The sequence below is a fragment of the Rhizobium sp. SRI_017 genome, assembly GCF_057586295.1.
The window spans coordinates 237,539-252,897 of the sequence record NZ_JBYCZP010000009.1; the positions used below are offsets into that span (position 1 = coordinate 237,539).

The 15,359-nt window shown below is 60.8% G+C and carries 17 protein-coding genes; 5 read left to right on the forward strand and 12 right to left on the reverse strand.

Annotated features, from left to right (window positions below; translation table 11 throughout):
• Positions 1-7 precede the first annotated feature (7 nt).
• The 9 genes from AC2YI2_RS20860 to AC2YI2_RS20900 form a co-directional block, all read right to left on the reverse strand.
• On the reverse strand, positions 8-802 hold the full coding sequence (locus tag AC2YI2_RS20860; protein WP_487388432.1) for an SDR family NAD(P)-dependent oxidoreductase: 795 nt from the start codon (positions 800-802) through the stop codon (positions 8-10).
• Between the two features lie 65 nt (positions 803-867).
• Positions 868-1,266, reverse strand: coding sequence for a hypothetical protein (locus AC2YI2_RS20865; protein ID WP_487388413.1), 399 nt, complete (start codon positions 1,264-1,266; stop codon positions 868-870).
• Positions 1,267-1,269: 3 nt separating this feature from the next.
• Positions 1,270-1,674 (reverse strand): hypothetical protein, encoded by a 405-nt coding sequence (locus AC2YI2_RS20870; protein ID WP_487388414.1) that lies wholly within the window; start codon positions 1,672-1,674, stop codon positions 1,270-1,272.
• Between the two features lie 73 nt (positions 1,675-1,747).
• On the reverse strand, positions 1,748-2,929 hold the full coding sequence (locus tag AC2YI2_RS20875; RefSeq protein WP_487388415.1) for a cytochrome-c peroxidase: 1,182 nt from the start codon (positions 2,927-2,929) through the stop codon (positions 1,748-1,750).
• Positions 2,930-3,025: 96 nt separating this feature from the next.
• Entirely contained in the window at positions 3,026-3,856 is an 831-nt protein-coding gene (locus AC2YI2_RS20880) for a dipeptide ABC transporter ATP-binding protein (RefSeq protein WP_487388416.1), read from the reverse strand.
• Entirely contained in the window at positions 3,853-4,707 is an 855-nt protein-coding gene (locus AC2YI2_RS20885; protein WP_487388417.1) for an ABC transporter ATP-binding protein, read from the reverse strand. The genes AC2YI2_RS20880 and AC2YI2_RS20885 overlap by 4 nt, the downstream gene beginning before the upstream one ends.
• Before the next feature lie 2 nt (positions 4,708-4,709).
• Positions 4,710-5,600 (reverse strand): ABC transporter permease subunit, encoded by an 891-nt coding sequence (locus tag AC2YI2_RS20890; RefSeq protein ID WP_487388418.1) that lies wholly within the window; start codon positions 5,598-5,600, stop codon positions 4,710-4,712.
• 9 nt (positions 5,601-5,609) lie between these two features.
• Positions 5,610-6,614, reverse strand: coding sequence for an ABC transporter permease subunit (locus AC2YI2_RS20895; protein ID WP_487388419.1), 1,005 nt, complete (start codon positions 6,612-6,614; stop codon positions 5,610-5,612).
• A gap of 98 nt (positions 6,615-6,712) precedes the next feature.
• Positions 6,713-8,308, reverse strand: coding sequence for an ABC transporter substrate-binding protein (locus AC2YI2_RS20900; protein ID WP_487388420.1), 1,596 nt, complete (start codon positions 8,306-8,308; stop codon positions 6,713-6,715).
• Positions 8,309-8,786: 478 nt separating this feature from the next.
• Here AC2YI2_RS20900 and AC2YI2_RS20905 point away from each other — a divergent pair, with 478 nt between their 5' ends.
• A complete protein-coding gene (locus tag AC2YI2_RS20905) occupies positions 8,787-9,179 on the forward strand; it encodes a hypothetical protein (protein WP_487388421.1) in 393 nt (130 codons plus the stop codon).
• Positions 9,180-9,406: 227 nt separating this feature from the next.
• Positions 9,407-9,625, forward strand: coding sequence for a hypothetical protein (locus AC2YI2_RS20910; protein WP_487388422.1), 219 nt, complete (start codon positions 9,407-9,409; stop codon positions 9,623-9,625).
• A 3-nt stretch (positions 9,626-9,628) separates the two neighbouring features.
• On the opposite strand, the gene AC2YI2_RS20915 is transcribed toward AC2YI2_RS20910, so the two are convergent.
• Positions 9,629-10,312 (reverse strand): DNA-3-methyladenine glycosylase I, encoded by a 684-nt coding sequence (locus AC2YI2_RS20915; protein ID WP_487388423.1) that lies wholly within the window; start codon positions 10,310-10,312, stop codon positions 9,629-9,631.
• 98 nt (positions 10,313-10,410) lie between these two features.
• Between AC2YI2_RS20915 and msrB the strand changes: the two genes are divergently transcribed.
• The 3 genes from msrB (at position 10,411) to AC2YI2_RS20930 (ending at position 11,736) form a co-directional block, all read left to right on the forward strand.
• Complete coding sequence (msrB, locus tag AC2YI2_RS20920) at positions 10,411-10,860, forward strand: peptide-methionine (R)-S-oxide reductase MsrB (protein ID WP_487388424.1); 450 nt, start codon at positions 10,411-10,413, stop codon at positions 10,858-10,860.
• Positions 10,857-11,369 carry a peptide-methionine (S)-S-oxide reductase MsrA gene (gene msrA, locus AC2YI2_RS20925; RefSeq protein WP_487388425.1) on the forward strand — a complete coding sequence of 171 codons (513 nt, stop codon included), beginning with the start codon at positions 10,857-10,859 and terminating at the stop codon, positions 11,367-11,369. The genes msrB and msrA overlap by 4 nt, the downstream gene beginning before the upstream one ends.
• A gap of 154 nt (positions 11,370-11,523) precedes the next feature.
• Positions 11,524-11,736 carry a hypothetical protein gene (locus tag AC2YI2_RS20930; protein ID WP_487388426.1) on the forward strand — a complete coding sequence of 71 codons (213 nt, stop codon included), beginning with the start codon at positions 11,524-11,526 and terminating at the stop codon, positions 11,734-11,736.
• Positions 11,737-11,784: 48 nt separating this feature from the next.
• On the opposite strand, the gene AC2YI2_RS20935 is transcribed toward AC2YI2_RS20930, so the two are convergent.
• Positions 11,785-12,147 (reverse strand): hypothetical protein, encoded by a 363-nt coding sequence (locus AC2YI2_RS20935; RefSeq protein WP_487388427.1) that lies wholly within the window; start codon positions 12,145-12,147, stop codon positions 11,785-11,787.
• A gap of 281 nt (positions 12,148-12,428) precedes the next feature.
• A partial coding sequence (locus tag AC2YI2_RS20940; RefSeq protein WP_487388428.1) for a beta strand repeat-containing protein occupies positions 12,429-15,359 on the reverse strand: 2,931 nt, incomplete at its 5' end.

The window sequence follows — 15,359 nt, forward strand, 5'->3', positions numbered from 1 at the left end:
ACTGACGTCACGGCATGAGTTGGCCGCCATTGACGTCGATCATCTGACCCGTGATGTAACCGGAGAGCGTGTCCGAGGCGAGGAAGAGATAGGTGCCGACGCAATCCTCCGCCGTGCCGACACGGCCGAGTGGCACGGCCTTGGCGACCTGTTCGCCCTGCCCCGGCAGCGAATAGCGATCCTGGAACGGGGTTGCGATGTAACCCGGCGCGACGGAATTGACCCGGATGCCGTATTTGCCGAATTCGAGCGCCATTCCCTTGCCGACCGCTTCGACGAAGGCCTTGGACGAGCCATAGGGGCCAGAGCCGGCGGTACCGCCTGTGCGGGCTGCGACCGAGCTCGTATGGATGATGAAGCCACCCTGCCTCTTGAGGTATGGCAGCGCCGCATGCGACGTCGAAAGCACCGACCGGCCATTGAGATCCATGACCGCGTCATAGTGCTCGTCGGTCATGTTCTCGTAGAGCAGCCGCGCGACCATGCCACCCGCATTGTTGATCAGACCGTCGAGCCGGCCAAAGGTCCGCGCCGTCTCGTCGACGACGCGGCGCATCTCGTCCGACTTGGTCGCATCACCCTTGACCACGAAGACGCTGCCGCCGGCCTCCTCGATCTCCTTGGCCACGGCATGGGCGGCCTCGCTGCTCGAATTGTAATGCAGCCCGACCAGGGCACCCTGCTTCGCAAAGGCTCGTGCCAGCGCCGCGCCGATGCCGGTCGAGGCGCCGGTAATGAGCACCGCCTTGCCCTTGAGATCGGCAATGACGATATCGGACAGCGACATGGGGGCCTCCCTCAGCGTTTCACGAATTGTGTGATGATTGCACTTAGGGGTACCGGACGATGGTAGCGCTGTCCAGTGTGTCAGTCCTTCAATTCGATGTTGATCACATACCAGCATTTCCGGCCCCGGCGGGCGAAGGCGCGCATCTGGTAGACGGTGGCGCGGTAGCGGCCCGATTTCTTGAGAACCTCGCTGAAGGTCTCCTTGGCGGTGAATCCCGAAAAGAACACCGCGCCATCCGGCGGGCCGCCGATGACGAATTCGCAGGTGCTGGTCTTTTTGAAATCCACCTTCAGGGTTTGGCCGGCCCGGGCGTCGATAAAGAAATCCGCGCTATTATAGCCGCGGACGACGCCGTCATAGCGCGCTGTCGTCGCACCCGGCTTGAAGACGACGACTTGCTGGCGGCGCCCCGCGGAGGCTTCTGAAATCGTGGAGAGCGCTATCAGCGCAGAGAGCACGGCTGAGAATTTCGACATAAACTATTCCACTTGGTCCTTGAGTTCGATGCTGATGGTGAAGGTGCAGCTTCGTCCGCGGCGCGCGGAAACGCGCATGAGAAAGACGTTCACACCGAAGCGGCCGCTCTGTTGCAGGATGCCCTCGTAGCTATTCGTGCCGGCCAGGGCACCTTCAATCCCCTTGCTTTCCGGCCCGAAGGCGACGAAGTAACAGGTGCTCTTATTCTTCTTGAGATTGATCCGCAGCCTCTGGCCCGCACGGGCTTCAAAGTAGTAGCGTCGATAATCGTAACCATGGATCGTTCCGGTTCGGTTGGCCTTGGAGGTGCCCGGCTCGAACTTGACGGTCTCTTCTCGGGCGCCTGCGGTCGCGACAGATGCGGTGGTCAAAGCGACCAGCATGGCGAGCGCGAATGCGAACTTCATCTCGGCTATTCCCTTCATCGGCCAGGTTCGGCAGCGATGAAACGGGCATGGCTGGCGGAAAATTCGCGCGTCGCTACTGATCGAGCAGCGGTTCGTAGCGCTTGTCGGTCAGCGTCTTGAGGAAGGCCACCAGAGCATCGACGCGCTGGTCGTCGAGGCCGGGGCCGGTCTCGAGCTTCTCCATGTCGATATTGTCTGCGACCTCGGGAACCGCCCAGCGCTGTCCGGTCTCGGGGTTGATCTGCCGGCTCTTCTTCTTCGAATTGTACTTGTTATAGAAGAGGATGACAGTGCGGAGATCCCTGAAGACACCATTGTGCATATAGGGTGCGGTGACGGCGACATTGCGCAGGCTGGGCGTCTTGAACTTGCCCCGCTGCTTCGGATCGCCGTTGACACGGGGATTTGAGGCCAGGCCCAGATCGACGAAATCGGCCTTTGACCCGTTGAGCTTGCGGGCATCCGGATTTGCCGGCACACCGATGTTGAAATATTTGTAGGAGGTGAAGGTGGCGCCCTCGATCCGGCCATCGCGCGCCTTCACGTCGTGGCAGAGATTGCAATTGGTGAACTGCTTCGAAAAGAACAGCGTGCGGCCGAGTTCTTCCTGCTCGGTGAACTTCGCTTCGCCGCGAAGGTAGCGGTCGTATTTCGAGTCGAAGGGCGAGAAAACAGGCGTGCGTTCGAAGCTCGCAATAGCCGAGGTCGCGGCGGAAAAAGTCTTGGCCGGATCGGCAAGGACGTCCTTGCCGTAGAAGACCTCGAAGGCTTTCACATAGGCCTTGTTCTCGGCGATGCGTGCGGCAATCGCCTTCTCGTCCGCCATGCCCATCTCGATCGGATTGAGCGGAGGGCCGCCGGCCTGCTCTTCGAGGGTCTTCGCCCGGCCGTCCCAGAACTGGCCGCCGAGATAGACGCCCTCGGCGTCCTTCTGGAAGGGCGGGGTCAGCGCGGCGTAAGTGGCGCTCGGCGCGTTGCGGTCGCCAAAACTCTTGCCATCGTCGCCCAGCGAGACGGGGTTGCCATTGTGAACGTCATGCCGATCCGAGAAAGCGCGTTCGGGCATGTGGCAGGTGGCGCAGGCCTGCTTTCGGTTGAACGAGAGATTGGCGTCATGGAACAAAGCTTCGCCGAGCTTCTCTTTCGAAAGAAAGGGATTTGTGTCGGCATCGGCAAGGCTGGAGGCTGCAAGCGTCGCCGAAATACACCCCGCGACCATGCCTGACATCAGCAGAGCTCGGAGGATCGCGGTCATGCTTACGTCCCGACACTAGGCGGCAGATCGCCGCTCTATATGAGTTTTTCTCTCATATTAGAAGCGACCATATTGCCGCGCATGTTGCGGAATGAGTCAGGCAGCCTTGCGGCGTGATGCGACGCGGGCCTTGATCGCCTCCACGTTCACCCGCGGCGTCGCAGCAAACAGCGTCTTGGTGTAATTGTGCTGCGGATTGTTGAAGACCTCGTCGCGTGGGCCGTGCTCCACCGCCTCCCCGAAATACATGACCATCACGTCATTTGCGATATGGCGCACGACCGAGAGGTCGTGGCTGATGAAGACATAGGTCAGGTGGAATTCATCCTGCAGGTCCTGCAGCAGGTTGAGCACCTGGGCCTGGACGGAGAGGTCGAGTGCCGAGACCGGCTCGTCGAGCACCAGGAGACGCGGGTTGAGCATCAGCGCGCGGGCGATGGCCACGCGCTGGCGCTGGCCGCCCGAGAACATGTGCGGATAGCGGGTGAAGTGCTTTTCCTCGAGGCCGACCTTCTTGAGCATGGCCATGGCGCGGCTGCGCCGCTCGTCGGCGGAGAATTTTCCGTTGATAACAAGCGGCTCCATCAGGATATCGCCGATCTTCTTGCGCGGGTTGAGTGACCCATAGGGGTTCTGGAAGACGATCTGCACCTTGCTTCGCATGTCCGACGTCAGCCGCTCGGTGGCGATGTCGACCTTCTGCCCATCGATCAGCAGTTCGCCCGAGGTGGCCGGATCGATCATGGTGATGATGCGGGCAAGGGTCGACTTGCCGCAGCCGCTTTCGCCGACGATGGCCAGCGTCTTGCCTTCTTCGACGGCGAAATTCACGCCCTTGACGGCATGAACCATGCGGCCCTTCTTGAGGAGGTTGCCGGGAATATAGTAGTCGCGCTTGATATTGCGCCCTTCGACGACAGGGGTCATCGCACGGCTCCCTCGAAAATTTGGCTGTCGCTGAGCAACTCGGTGATGGTCGGAAGGCGGCCGCCTGAAGCATTTTCCGGCAGCGCCGAGAGCAGAGCCCTGGTGTAGGCGCTCTTCGGATTCTCGAACAGGTCGACGACGTCGGCCTCCTCGATCTTGCGGCCCTTGTACTGCACCACGACGCGGTCGGCGGTTTCGGCGACGACGCCCATGTTATGGGTGATCATGATGAGGCCCATGCCGTGCTGGGCCTGGAGCTTCATCAGGAGATCGAGGATCTGCTTCTGGATCGTGACGTCGAGCGCGGTGGTCGGCTCGTCGGCGATCAGGAGTTTTGGGTTGCAGGCAAGAGCGGTCGCGATCATCACGCGCTGGCACTGGCCACCTGACATCTGGTGCGGGAAATGGCTCATGCGATCGGCGGCATGCGGAATGCCGACGGCATTGAAGAGTTCGATCGCCCGGTCACGCCGCGCCTTGCCGTTGAGATCGGTATGCTCCTTTAGCACTTCCTCGATCTGGAAGCCGACGGTGAAGCAGGGATTGAGGCTGGCCATAGGCTCCTGGAAGATCATCGCGATCTCCTTGCCGATGATCTTGCGGCGATCACTGTCGGACATACCAAGCATGTCACGGCCATCGAATTTCAGCACATCGGCCGTCACATTGGCGGTCCAGGGCAGAAGGCCCATGGCGGCGAGCATGGACACCGACTTGCCGGAACCGGATTCGCCGACGATAGCCAGCACTTCGCCCTTTTCCACGTGCAGCGACACACCGTCCACGGCGCGGAACGGGCCTGCCGCGGTCTGGAATTCGACAGTGAGATTTTTGACTTCGAGAAGGGCCATGGTCAGGACCTCTTGAGTTTGGGGTCGAGCGCATCGCGCAGCCCGTCGCCCATCAGGTTGATGGCGAGAACCGTGACGAGGATGGCAAGACCCGGGAAAGTCACAACCCACCAGGCGCGCTGGATGAATTCGCGGCTTTCCGCCAGCATCGTGCCCCATTCCGGCGTCGGCGGCTGGGCGCCCATGCCGAGGAAGCCGAGCGCGGCTGCATCGAGGATCGCGGCCGAGAAGGCGAGCGTTGCCTGGACGATCAGCGGAGCGAGGCAGTTCGGCAGGATGGTGAGGAACATAAGGCGCAAAGTACCGGCGCCGGCGACGCGCGAGCCGATGACATAGTCCTTGCCGCGCTCGTTCATCACCGCGGCACGGGTGAGGCGCACGAAATGCGGTTGGTTGACCAGCGCGATCGCGATCATCGCGTTGGTCAGACCGGGACCGAGCACGGCGACCAGCACGAGGGCGAGCAGCAGTGACGGGAAGGCCAGGATGATATCCATGACGCGCATGATCACCGTGTCGATCCAGCCGCCGAAATAGCCGGCGACCAGGCCGATCAGCACGCCCGAGATGACCGACACGCTGACCACGACGACACCGATGAAGAGCGAGAAGCGGGAGCCATAGATCAGGCGCGAAAGGATGTCGCGTCCGACGGCATCGGTGCCGAGCACGTGACTGCCGTGGCCACCCTCGTCCCAGAATGGCGGCAGGAGCAGCATCGACCGGTTCTGCTCGTTGGGCAGGAAGGGCGCGAGCACGGGTGCCGCGACGGCCACGATGACCAGGGCAACGAAGAAGACGAGGCCGATGACCGCGCCCTTGTTATGCGAGAAATAGTACCAGAACTCGGCGAGCGCGGATGTGGGCTTCGCCTTGACTTCAGTAAGAGCCATGGGAGCCTCCTAGCGCGCGATACGGGGATTGAGGAAGCCGTAGAGCAAATCCACAATCAGGTTCACGATCATGATGACGGCTGCGATGAGCAGAAGCCCGCCCTGCACCACGACATAGTCGCGCTTCGACACAGCATCGATCATCCATTTGCCGATGCCCGGCCAGGAGAAGATCGACTCGGTGAGGATGGCGCCTGCCAGCAGCACGCCGACCTGCAGGCCGATCGTCGTCACCACGGGTATCATGGCGTTGCGCAGCGCGTGGATGCCGACGACGCGGAACGGCGACAGGCCCTTGGCGCGGGCGGTGCGGACGTAATCCTCGCCCAGCACTTCGAGCATGGCGGACCGCGTCTGCCGCGCGATGACGGCGAGCGGAATCGTCGCCAGCACGATCGACGGCAGGATCAGATAACTCAACGCCGACTTGAAGGCCCCGGCCTGCCCCGACAGCAGACTGTCGATCAGCATGAAGCCGGTTGGCGTCGGGAAGAAATACATCAGCGATATGCGGCCCGAGACGGGCGTCCAGCCGAGATAGCCGGAGAAGAAGATGATGAGCAGCAGGCCCCACCAGAAGATCGGCATGGAATAACCGATAAGGGCGGTGCCCATGAGGGTCTGGTCGATCCAGCTCCCGCGCTTGAGCGCTGCGATCACGCCGGCAGGAATGCCGAGGCCGACCGCAAGCACGATGGCACAGAACGAGAGCTCGATGGTTGCCGGAAACAGCGAGAAGAAGTCCTCAATGACAGGCCGCTTGGTGACGATCGAGGTGCCGAAGTCGCCGGTTACGATGCCGCCCAGGTAATCCATGAACTGCAGGTAATAGGGGCGGTCGAGGCCGAGATTGTGCATGATCTGGGCGTGACGCTCAGGGTCCATGACGCGCTCGCCCGACATGAGCATGACGGGGTCACCGGGGAGAAGACGAATGAAGGAGAAAGCAATCAGTGCCACACCGATAAAGGTGGGGATAAGAATAGCCAATCTGCCAACCAGAAAACGCAGCATGGGCTTTGTCCAGTCGTGTTAGAGCCGGCGCTTCGCGGGACCGCAAGACGCAGGATGGCGCCGGCCGAGGGCCGGCGCCATGACGTTATCAGATGAGATTACTCGGCGATATCAACGCCGTCAAAGCGATGGATACCAAGCGGATCCATGAAGTAGCCCGAGACCTTCTTGCTCATCGGACCAAAGGCAACCGAGTGGTCGAGGGTCGCCCAGGGCGCTTCACGCTTGAAGACGACCTGCGCTTCTTCATAGATCTTGGTGCGCTCGGCGACATCGGCGGTGATCTTCGCCTTCTTCACCAGCGCATCGTACTCTTCGTTGCACCACTGAGCGCGGTTGTTGCCGCCGACGGCATTGCAGCCGAGCAGCGTGTCGAGGAAGTTGTCCGGATCGCCATTGTCGCCGGTCCAGCCGAGGATGACGGCACCGTCGCGATCCTTCGCCTTGGACTTTTCGAGATATTCGGCCCATTCGTAGGAGACGATCTCGACTTCGACACCGATCTTGGCGAAATCGGCCTGGATCAGTTCGGCGGCGCGACGTGCGTTCAGCATGTAGGGACGCGACACCGGCATCGCCCAGACCTTCATCTTGAGGTCCTTGACGCCAGCGGCTTCGAGAGCGGCCTTGGCAGCATCCGGATCGTACTTGTCGTCGACGATCTTGTCGTTATAGGACCAGATGGTCGGCGGGATCGGGTTCTTGGCAACCTGGGCAGCGCCCTGGAACACCGCATCGACGATCGCCTGCTTGTTGATCGCCATGTTCAGCGCCTTGCGCACTTCCGCCTTGTCGAAGGGCGGAACCAGTGCGTTGTAGGCGAGATAGGAGACATTCAGGCCGGGCTGTTCGAGGACGGTGAGGTTCGGGTCCTTCTGAAGCTCGGCAACATCAGCCGCGTTCGGATAGGGCATGATGTGGCATTCGCCGGCCTTCAGCTTCTGCGCACGCACCGCGGCATCCGTGGTGATGGCGAAGACGAGGTCGTCGATCTTCTGCTTGCCGCCCCAGTAATCCGGATTGGCCTTGAAGCGGATCACGGCGTCCTGCTGGTAGGCGACGAAGGTGAACGGCCCGGTGCCGAGCGGCAACTGGTTCATCTGCGCCATCTTGCCTTCAGCCTGCAGCTTGTCGGCATATTCCTTCGACACGATCGAGGCGAAGTCCATGCCCATATTGGCGAGCAGCGGCGCTTCGGGCTTGTTGAGCGTGAACTTGACCGTCAAGTCGTCGACCTTTTCGATCGACTTGATGAGATCAGGAAGACCCATGCCGGAGAAATACTCCCAGGCAGCGCCTTCGACATATTTGTTCCAGGGATTGTCGGCCTTGTACTGGCGCTCGAACGAGAAGATCACGTCGTCGGCGTTTAGGTCGCGAGTGGGCGTGAAATATTCCGTGGTCTGAAACTTGACGCCCGGACGCAGCTTGAACGTGTAAGTCAGGCCGTCATCAGAGATTTCCCAACTTTCAGCGAGGCCTGGTTCGATCTCGGTGCCGCCGTGCTTGAACTCGACGAGACGGTTGTAGACCGTGCGCGAGGACGCGTCGAACGTGGTGCCGGCGGTATAGAGTGCCGAGTCGAAGCCTTCAGGCGAGCCTTCCGAGCAATATACGAGCGTCTTGGCCGAAGCCGCGAAGGCGAACGTAGAGACAAAGGCAGTGGCTGCGAGGAGTGTCGCTATCTTTTTCATGATTTCCCCCTTGGTTGCATCCGCGCCGTGGCTTTTCTGGCGCGGTTGGCGCGAATGGGACCGCATTTGCCGTTGAAATGCAATACGCCTTCAGGGAAATTTTTTCCGAAAGGTCAAAATTTGAAACAGACGACCGTCAACCCGAACGGTTGCCTGCAACCGCTGCAAAACAGGACCCCAAAAAATCGAAACGTCTCTGCTTGCCAATTATACCACGGTAGAATTTGAAAGCCGACGCGGATTATTTTTCTACATATTAGCGCTACCACGAAATGGGCAGTGCGTACCGGGCGGTACACGCCACCTCCAGCTCCGCACATTTCTCTACCTGTAACAATTTCGCCAAAGTCGCGGAAGATTCGCGTGAATAGGGCGAAAAAGTGATTCCGTTTTTCGGTAAGGCGGTTTATTGCCGGAGCATTCGAAAATTGCATTCGCCGGATGATTGCCGGCATCCTCGAAAGAAAGCCGTTCGCGCATGAAATTCCGTATAGCGCTCCTGACTGCACTTGGCCTCGCTCTGGCGGGCTGCTCCACTGTCTCCATGTCCAACGACCCGCTCTCGTCGCGCTGGGTCGGCCAGGAAGCCGGCAAGTTCTTCGCCGCCTATGGCCCGCCGACTTCTGACGATGGCGGGACGAATTATGTCTGGCGCGGTGGTTACAAGAAGGCGCGGATCGAGGCCCAGTATTCCGGGGAAGGCAAGGACAAGAAGCTGGTCTCCAAGGCCCGCACCGCCTATCTCGTCTGTCAGGTCAAGCTGTCCGTCGGCGACGACTACCGCATCCGCTCGATCACCACGATGGTCGATCGCGCCGATCCGGATGGCGGCGCCAGCTGGTGCGAACGGACACTGGACGCGAAGAAGTAAACATTCAAATTTTCATCAGAGTTCGAAAGCCCGCGGATTGACGTCTGCGGGCTTCTTCTTTTCATTCGCCCGGCGGAACATAAGGCTCGACGGCCTCACTCGCCCTGGCACACTGTCCACAATCACTGAGCCACCCCCTCCACGAAACCGCATCGAAACGATACAGTTTCGAGACAGAATTTTGTTGAATTTCCGTCAGTTAACCAAGGCGACCACGAGACGTTGAATTGCGCGCGCGACTCAGCAATCTCGCCGGCATGCAGACATTCGGAAAACGCCACTACGACCATCTCGAACTCGATCCGTGGGCCAAGAGGCGCAAGACCCGCGAGGAGAAGGTGCGCGAGCGCTTGATCCCGACCTCGCGCATTGCCGTCTATCTCATAGCGCTCGTCACTGTTGGAATCATAGCCGTTGCGGGTTTCGAAATGCTGGTGCTCGCGTAGTTCTCATTCAGGACTGTCGATCGACTGCGCCGCGATCACCGAGAGATGCGACATCGACAGCCCCGTTTCCTCCGCCCATTGATTGAATGCCGCTTGGATCGCCTTGCGCTCGGCCTTGCCGGAGCCATCGCCCGTGATCGCAACGCCGGCGTCCTTCAGGCAGGCGACGACATCGCGGGAGAGGACAAAATTCTCCTTGCCGATGGTACGCAGGACATATTGACCGGTCTGGCCACCGAGCCGATCACCGCGCTTGGCAAGGAATTCGTAGAGGCCGACGAGGTCGGTCGAGGGCCAGTCGAGCAAAAAACGGACCGCGCTGCCATATTCTTTCGCCAGATCGCTGACGAAGGCAGCGTTCCTCCTGATCGCATTGACCTTCGCGCCGTGACGGATGATGCGCGTGTCGTTCAGCAGGTCGTACCAGTAGTCATCCGGTTGGATGTTGAGGAGATTCGGGTCAAAGCCGAGGAAAGCCTGTTCGATGCCCGGCCACTTGTTGTCGACCACCTTCCAGGAAATGCCGGACGAGAAAATGTATTTGGCCATGTTGGCGAGCAGGCGATCATCGCCGATCACGGCGTCGTCGGGCTTGCCCATATATTCCCTCAGCCGCTTCTCGATCGCTTCCTTGCCCTTGCGCGCCTCCGCCCTTGCCCGGATCTCGCTGAATGCCTTGATCGCCACAGTCCTCTCCCTCAAGCCTTCGTGATTGCGGATGAAATTTCTACGATGCGAGACTATATTGGGCGCATCCGATAACAACAAAGAGTTTGGAGGACCACTTGCCAAGCTATCAGAAGAGCGCCGAGGCGATCGCACGCCTGACGCCCGAACAGTACCGTGTAACCCAGCAGAACGGCACCGAGCGCCCCGGCACCGGTGAGTATGAGCATAACAAGGAGCCGGGGATCTATGTCGATATCGTCTCCGGCGAGCCCCTGTTTGCCTCGGCGGACAAATATGAATCCGGCTGTGGCTGGCCGAGCTTCACCAAGCCGATCGAGCCGGCCAATGTCGCCGAACTGCGCGATGTGACCCACGGCATGCTCCGCACCGAGGTGCGCTCGAAGCATGGCGACAGCCATCTCGGCCATGTGTTTCCCGATGGCCCGCGCGATCGGGGCGGCCTGCGCTACTGCATCAATTCAGCCTCGCTCCGCTTCGTCCATCGCGACGACATGGAAGCCGAAGGCTATGCCAGTTACCTCAACCAGGTGGAGGACGTGACATGACGACCGAACGCGCAGTACTCGCCGGCGGATGCTTCTGGGGCATGGAGCAGCTGATCCGCCGAATCGATGGGGTGGTCGATACCCGCGTCGGCTATTCCGGCGGCGATGTCAAAAACGCCACCTACCGCAACCACGGCACCCATGCCGAGGCGATCGAAATCATCTTCGATCCCTCGAAGCTTTCCTATCGCCGTCTGCTGGAATTCTTCTTCCAGATCCACGATCCGTCCACCAAGGACCGGCAGGGCAACGATCGCGGCACCGCCTACCGCTCGGCAATCTACTACGAGAACGACGAACAGAAGCGCGTCGCGCTGGACACGATCGCCGATGTCGATGCCTCGGGCCTTTGGCCGGGCAAGGTCGTGACGGAAGTCGAGCCGGTGGGCGATTTTTGGGAAGCCGAGCCGGAGCACCAGGATTATCTGGAACGCTATCCGAATGGCTATACCTGCCATTTCATCCGCCCGAACTGGCGACTGCCGGTGCGCGACAGGTCCGCGGCCTAGCCGCGGAACGCCAATAAAATGAAGAGAGGGCCGACCGGCAGGTGCCGGCCGGCCTTTTCCATATGAAATCCTTACGCGGCCGCTCTCCTTCCCGATCGAAACCTTATGCCCCGAGGTCCATTTCATCTGTATCGAAATGAAAGGAGCGAGGACGATGCCGGAGATCAAACCACATAGGGCACGCCAAGGTGTCACCCGGCGCGCAATTGCCAACGCAATCTCGATGCATGATCGCGACCGCGGGCCCAACCCGCTCGGCAACCGCGCGCGTAGCGCCTTCCCGCTGACACTGACGGTGGGCCTGATGACAATTGGGGTCATCCTGCTGATATCGCTGCTTCAGCTCCTGACTGGCTATGTCGGCTAACCGGCAGGTTCGCCGCCTGATTGCACTTCAGGTCCCGACGACGGGGCGCTAGCGCAGGAAGACGATCAGATTGCCACTCATGGCACGCTGTATGGCGACCACGTTATTCAGCTGCACGCTCCGGCCCCGCAAGGCGGCCGCAAACTCGCTGTTTTCCTCGATTGAGTTCTGCAAAGCTTCGATCTCATCGGGATTGGCGTCGATCCAGGATTCGAGCCGCAGGCGTTCGTCGCTGGTCGGCTCGAAGGAATCGATGCGGATGATGGTGAAGCGCTCACCGCTCCAGTCGACGATCGCCTCTTCCGGATAGTAACGGCTAGTGCCGGATGTGTTCGCCTGGGCAGCGGACGGCAACGTCAGGCTGGCGACCGCGACGAGACCCAACAGGACTGATGCGAAAAGCGTCTTCATAACAATCTCCTTTCTCGACCGGCGTACGGGCCGGCGCGCGACCCAATGTCGGATGATCCGACCATTGCCGCGCCTGGGCGAGTTCTAAATCTATACGGATCAGCGGGGAAAATGTTGCAGTGGGCGCGCGCTGCGATGCGGCGCAGTGTTTCGGAAGATGCAGAATCCTTACGGAAGGCACGCCTCGGGTCGCAATGAAAAGGCCGCCCGACTGGTGAGACACCAATCGGGCGACCTTCAAGTTTGGTCCCGGCGGCGAGCCGCCGGGGTATTCCGAACCATCAGCTGTTTGCGAGGTAAGCAAGAGACCAAGCGTTGAGCTGATCGTCGTTGAAGGCCTCTACCTGCACGCCGCCATTGGCGGTGAAGGCAAACAGCTGATCAGTAGAGAGGGCCGCGAAGTCATCCGTCGCGATGCCTGCCAGAGCCACCGTGTTGATCGCCGCAACGTCCTCAGTCGAGAAGGCTGACAGCTGATCAGTTGTGAGGGCGGCGATGTCACCGGAGTCGAGAGCCTTGACCTGCGCCGTCGTGAACGCTTCCACCTGTTCGGTGGACAAAGCCGCGATCTGATCCGTGGTCAGTGCATTGATCGTCGACGTCTTCAACGCCGCGATCTGATCGGTGGTCAGCTTGGCGACATTGTCGGTGGTGAGCGATACCAACTGCTGCGAGCTCAGATTGCTGATCTGACTGGTGGTCAGAGCGACGACCTGGTCGGTGGTCAGTGCTGCGATCTGCCCGGTCTTAAGAACCTGGATCTGCCCGCTCTTCAGAGCGGCGATCTGGTCACTTTCGAGGGCTGCCAGGTTGTCGGTCGACAGACCCGCGAGCGCCGCATTGCTGATCGCCGCGATATCGGCGGTCGAGAAGGTCACCAGGTCAGCCGTATCGAGAGCCGAGAGCTGAGTACTGGTGAGAACCGCCGCCTGCGCCGTGGTCAGAGCCTCGGCCTGATCAGAGGTCAGGGCCGTCATCTGTGCCGTGGTAAGCAACGTCATCGCACTGGTCTTGATCGCCGCAATCTGGTCGGTGCTGAAAGCCGCCAATGCGTCCGTTGTCAGGGCTGCGACCTGGTTAGAAGTCAAGGCCCCGATCTGGGCGGTGGTGAGGCCTTCGACCTGATCGGTGGTCAAAGCGGCGATCTGACCGGTCTGAAGAATTCCGATCTGTGCGGTCTTCAGAGCGCCAATCTGATCTGTCGAGAGGATCGCGACGTTGTCGGTCGAGATATTCATCAACGATACCAGATTGATTGCCGCGACGTCGGCAGTCGAGAAGGTCGCGAGGTTGTCCGACGCGAGAACCTTGACCTGCGCTACTGTCAGCGCCGCCACCTGCGCTGAGGTAAGAGCCTCCGCCTGATCTGAGGTCAGCGCCACGAACTGGTCCGACGACAGAGCGGCGATGCCTGCCGTCTTGAGTGCGGCGACCTGGTCGGTCGTCAGCACCGCCACATTGTCGGTGGTGAGCGCCTTGACCTGAGCCGTGCTCAGCGTGTTGACCTGAGCAGTGGTGAGCGCTTCGGCCTGATCGGACGTCAGAGCCTTGACCTGGTCCGTGCTCAGCACCGCCACCTGATTGGTCTTCAGTGCGGCGATCTGATCGGTGTCCAGCGCCGCCAGGTTGTCGGTGGAGAGGCCAGCCAGAGCCGCGGTGGTGATCGCCGCGATATCAGCCGTCGAGAAGGTTGCAATGTCTTCCGACGCAAGTGCCTTGATCTGAGCCGAGCTTAGGGATGCGACGAGGACGGAAGTGAGGGCCTCAGCCTGTTCGGAGGTCAGAGCCGCGATTTGATCCGTGGTCAGTGCGGCGACAGAGGTGCTCTTGAGGGCTACGATCTGGTCAGTGGAGAGCACGGCCACATTGTCCGTGGTCAGTGCGGCCACCTGGCTGGAGCTGAGGTTGGCGACCTGGGTGGTCGTAAGAGCCTCAACCTGATCAGTGGTCAGTGCCTTCATCTGGGCCGTCGCGAGTGCTGCGAGCTGATTGGTCTTCAGTGCCGCAATCTGATCGCTGGAGAGCGAGGCCAGATTGTCAGTCGAAAGACCCTTGAGAGCCGCAGCCGTGATCGCAGAGACATCGGCCGTGGAGAAGCCAGCGAGATCCTCCGAGGCGAGGTAAGAGATCTGGCTCGAGGTCAGCGCCGCCACCTGAGTCGTGGTTAGAGCCTCGGCCTGATCGGAGCTGAGGGCTTCGACCTGCCCGCTGGTCAGTGCCGCAACGGCGACCGTCTTGAGCGCGGCCACCTGGTCGGTGGTCAGGCCCACGATGCTGTCCGTGGAGATCGCCGCGACCTGGAGCGAGCTCAAGTTGTTGACTTGGCTCGTGGTAAGAGCTTCGACCTGATCGGAGGTCAGAACTGCGATCTGGGCCGTCGTCATCTGCGCAAGCTGCGTGGTCTTGAGAGCCGCCACCTGATCGGTGGAGAGGATCGCCACATTGTCGGTCGTCAGACCCTTGAGGGCGGTCTGGCCGATGGCGGCGATATCTGCCGTCGAGAAGGTTGCGATGTCTTCGGAGGCCAGGGCAGAGACCTGGGCCGAGGTGAGAGCCGCCACCTGCGCGGTGGTGAGCGCCTCAGCCTGGTCCGAAGACAGGGCACCAATCTGCGTCGCCGTCAGCGACGACAGCGTCTTGGTGTTGAGCGCCGCGACCTGGTCGGTGGTCAGCGCAGCGATGCTGTCGGTAGAAAGCGCCGCGACCTGCGTGGAGCTGATGACCGCCACCTGTGCGGTGCTGAGGGCTTCAACCTGATCGGTCGTCAGAGCCGCGATCTGCCCGGTCCCAAGGACTGCAACCTGGCTGGTCTTCAACGCGGCGACCTGATCGGTGTCGAGCGTAGCCAGATTATCTGTTGAGAGACCGGCAAGTGCAGCGGTGGAGATCGCAGCGATATCTGCGGTCGAGAAGGTGCCGAGATCTTCCGATGCGAGCGCTGCAATTTGAGTAGAGGTCAGGATGCCGACGAGCGCGGAGGTGAGCGCCTCGGTCTGATCGGTGCTGAGAGCCTCGATCTGCGAGGCAGTCAGAGCCGAGACAGTGAGCGTCTTGAGCGAAGCGACCTGATCGGTGGTGAGGGCCGCGATGCTATCGGTCGTGAGCGCCTTGACCTGAAGGGTCGTGAGCGCACCAATCTGAGCGGTCGTCAGGACTTCGACCTGATCGGTCGTCAATGCTGCGATCTGCCCGGTCTTCAGGACGGCGACCTG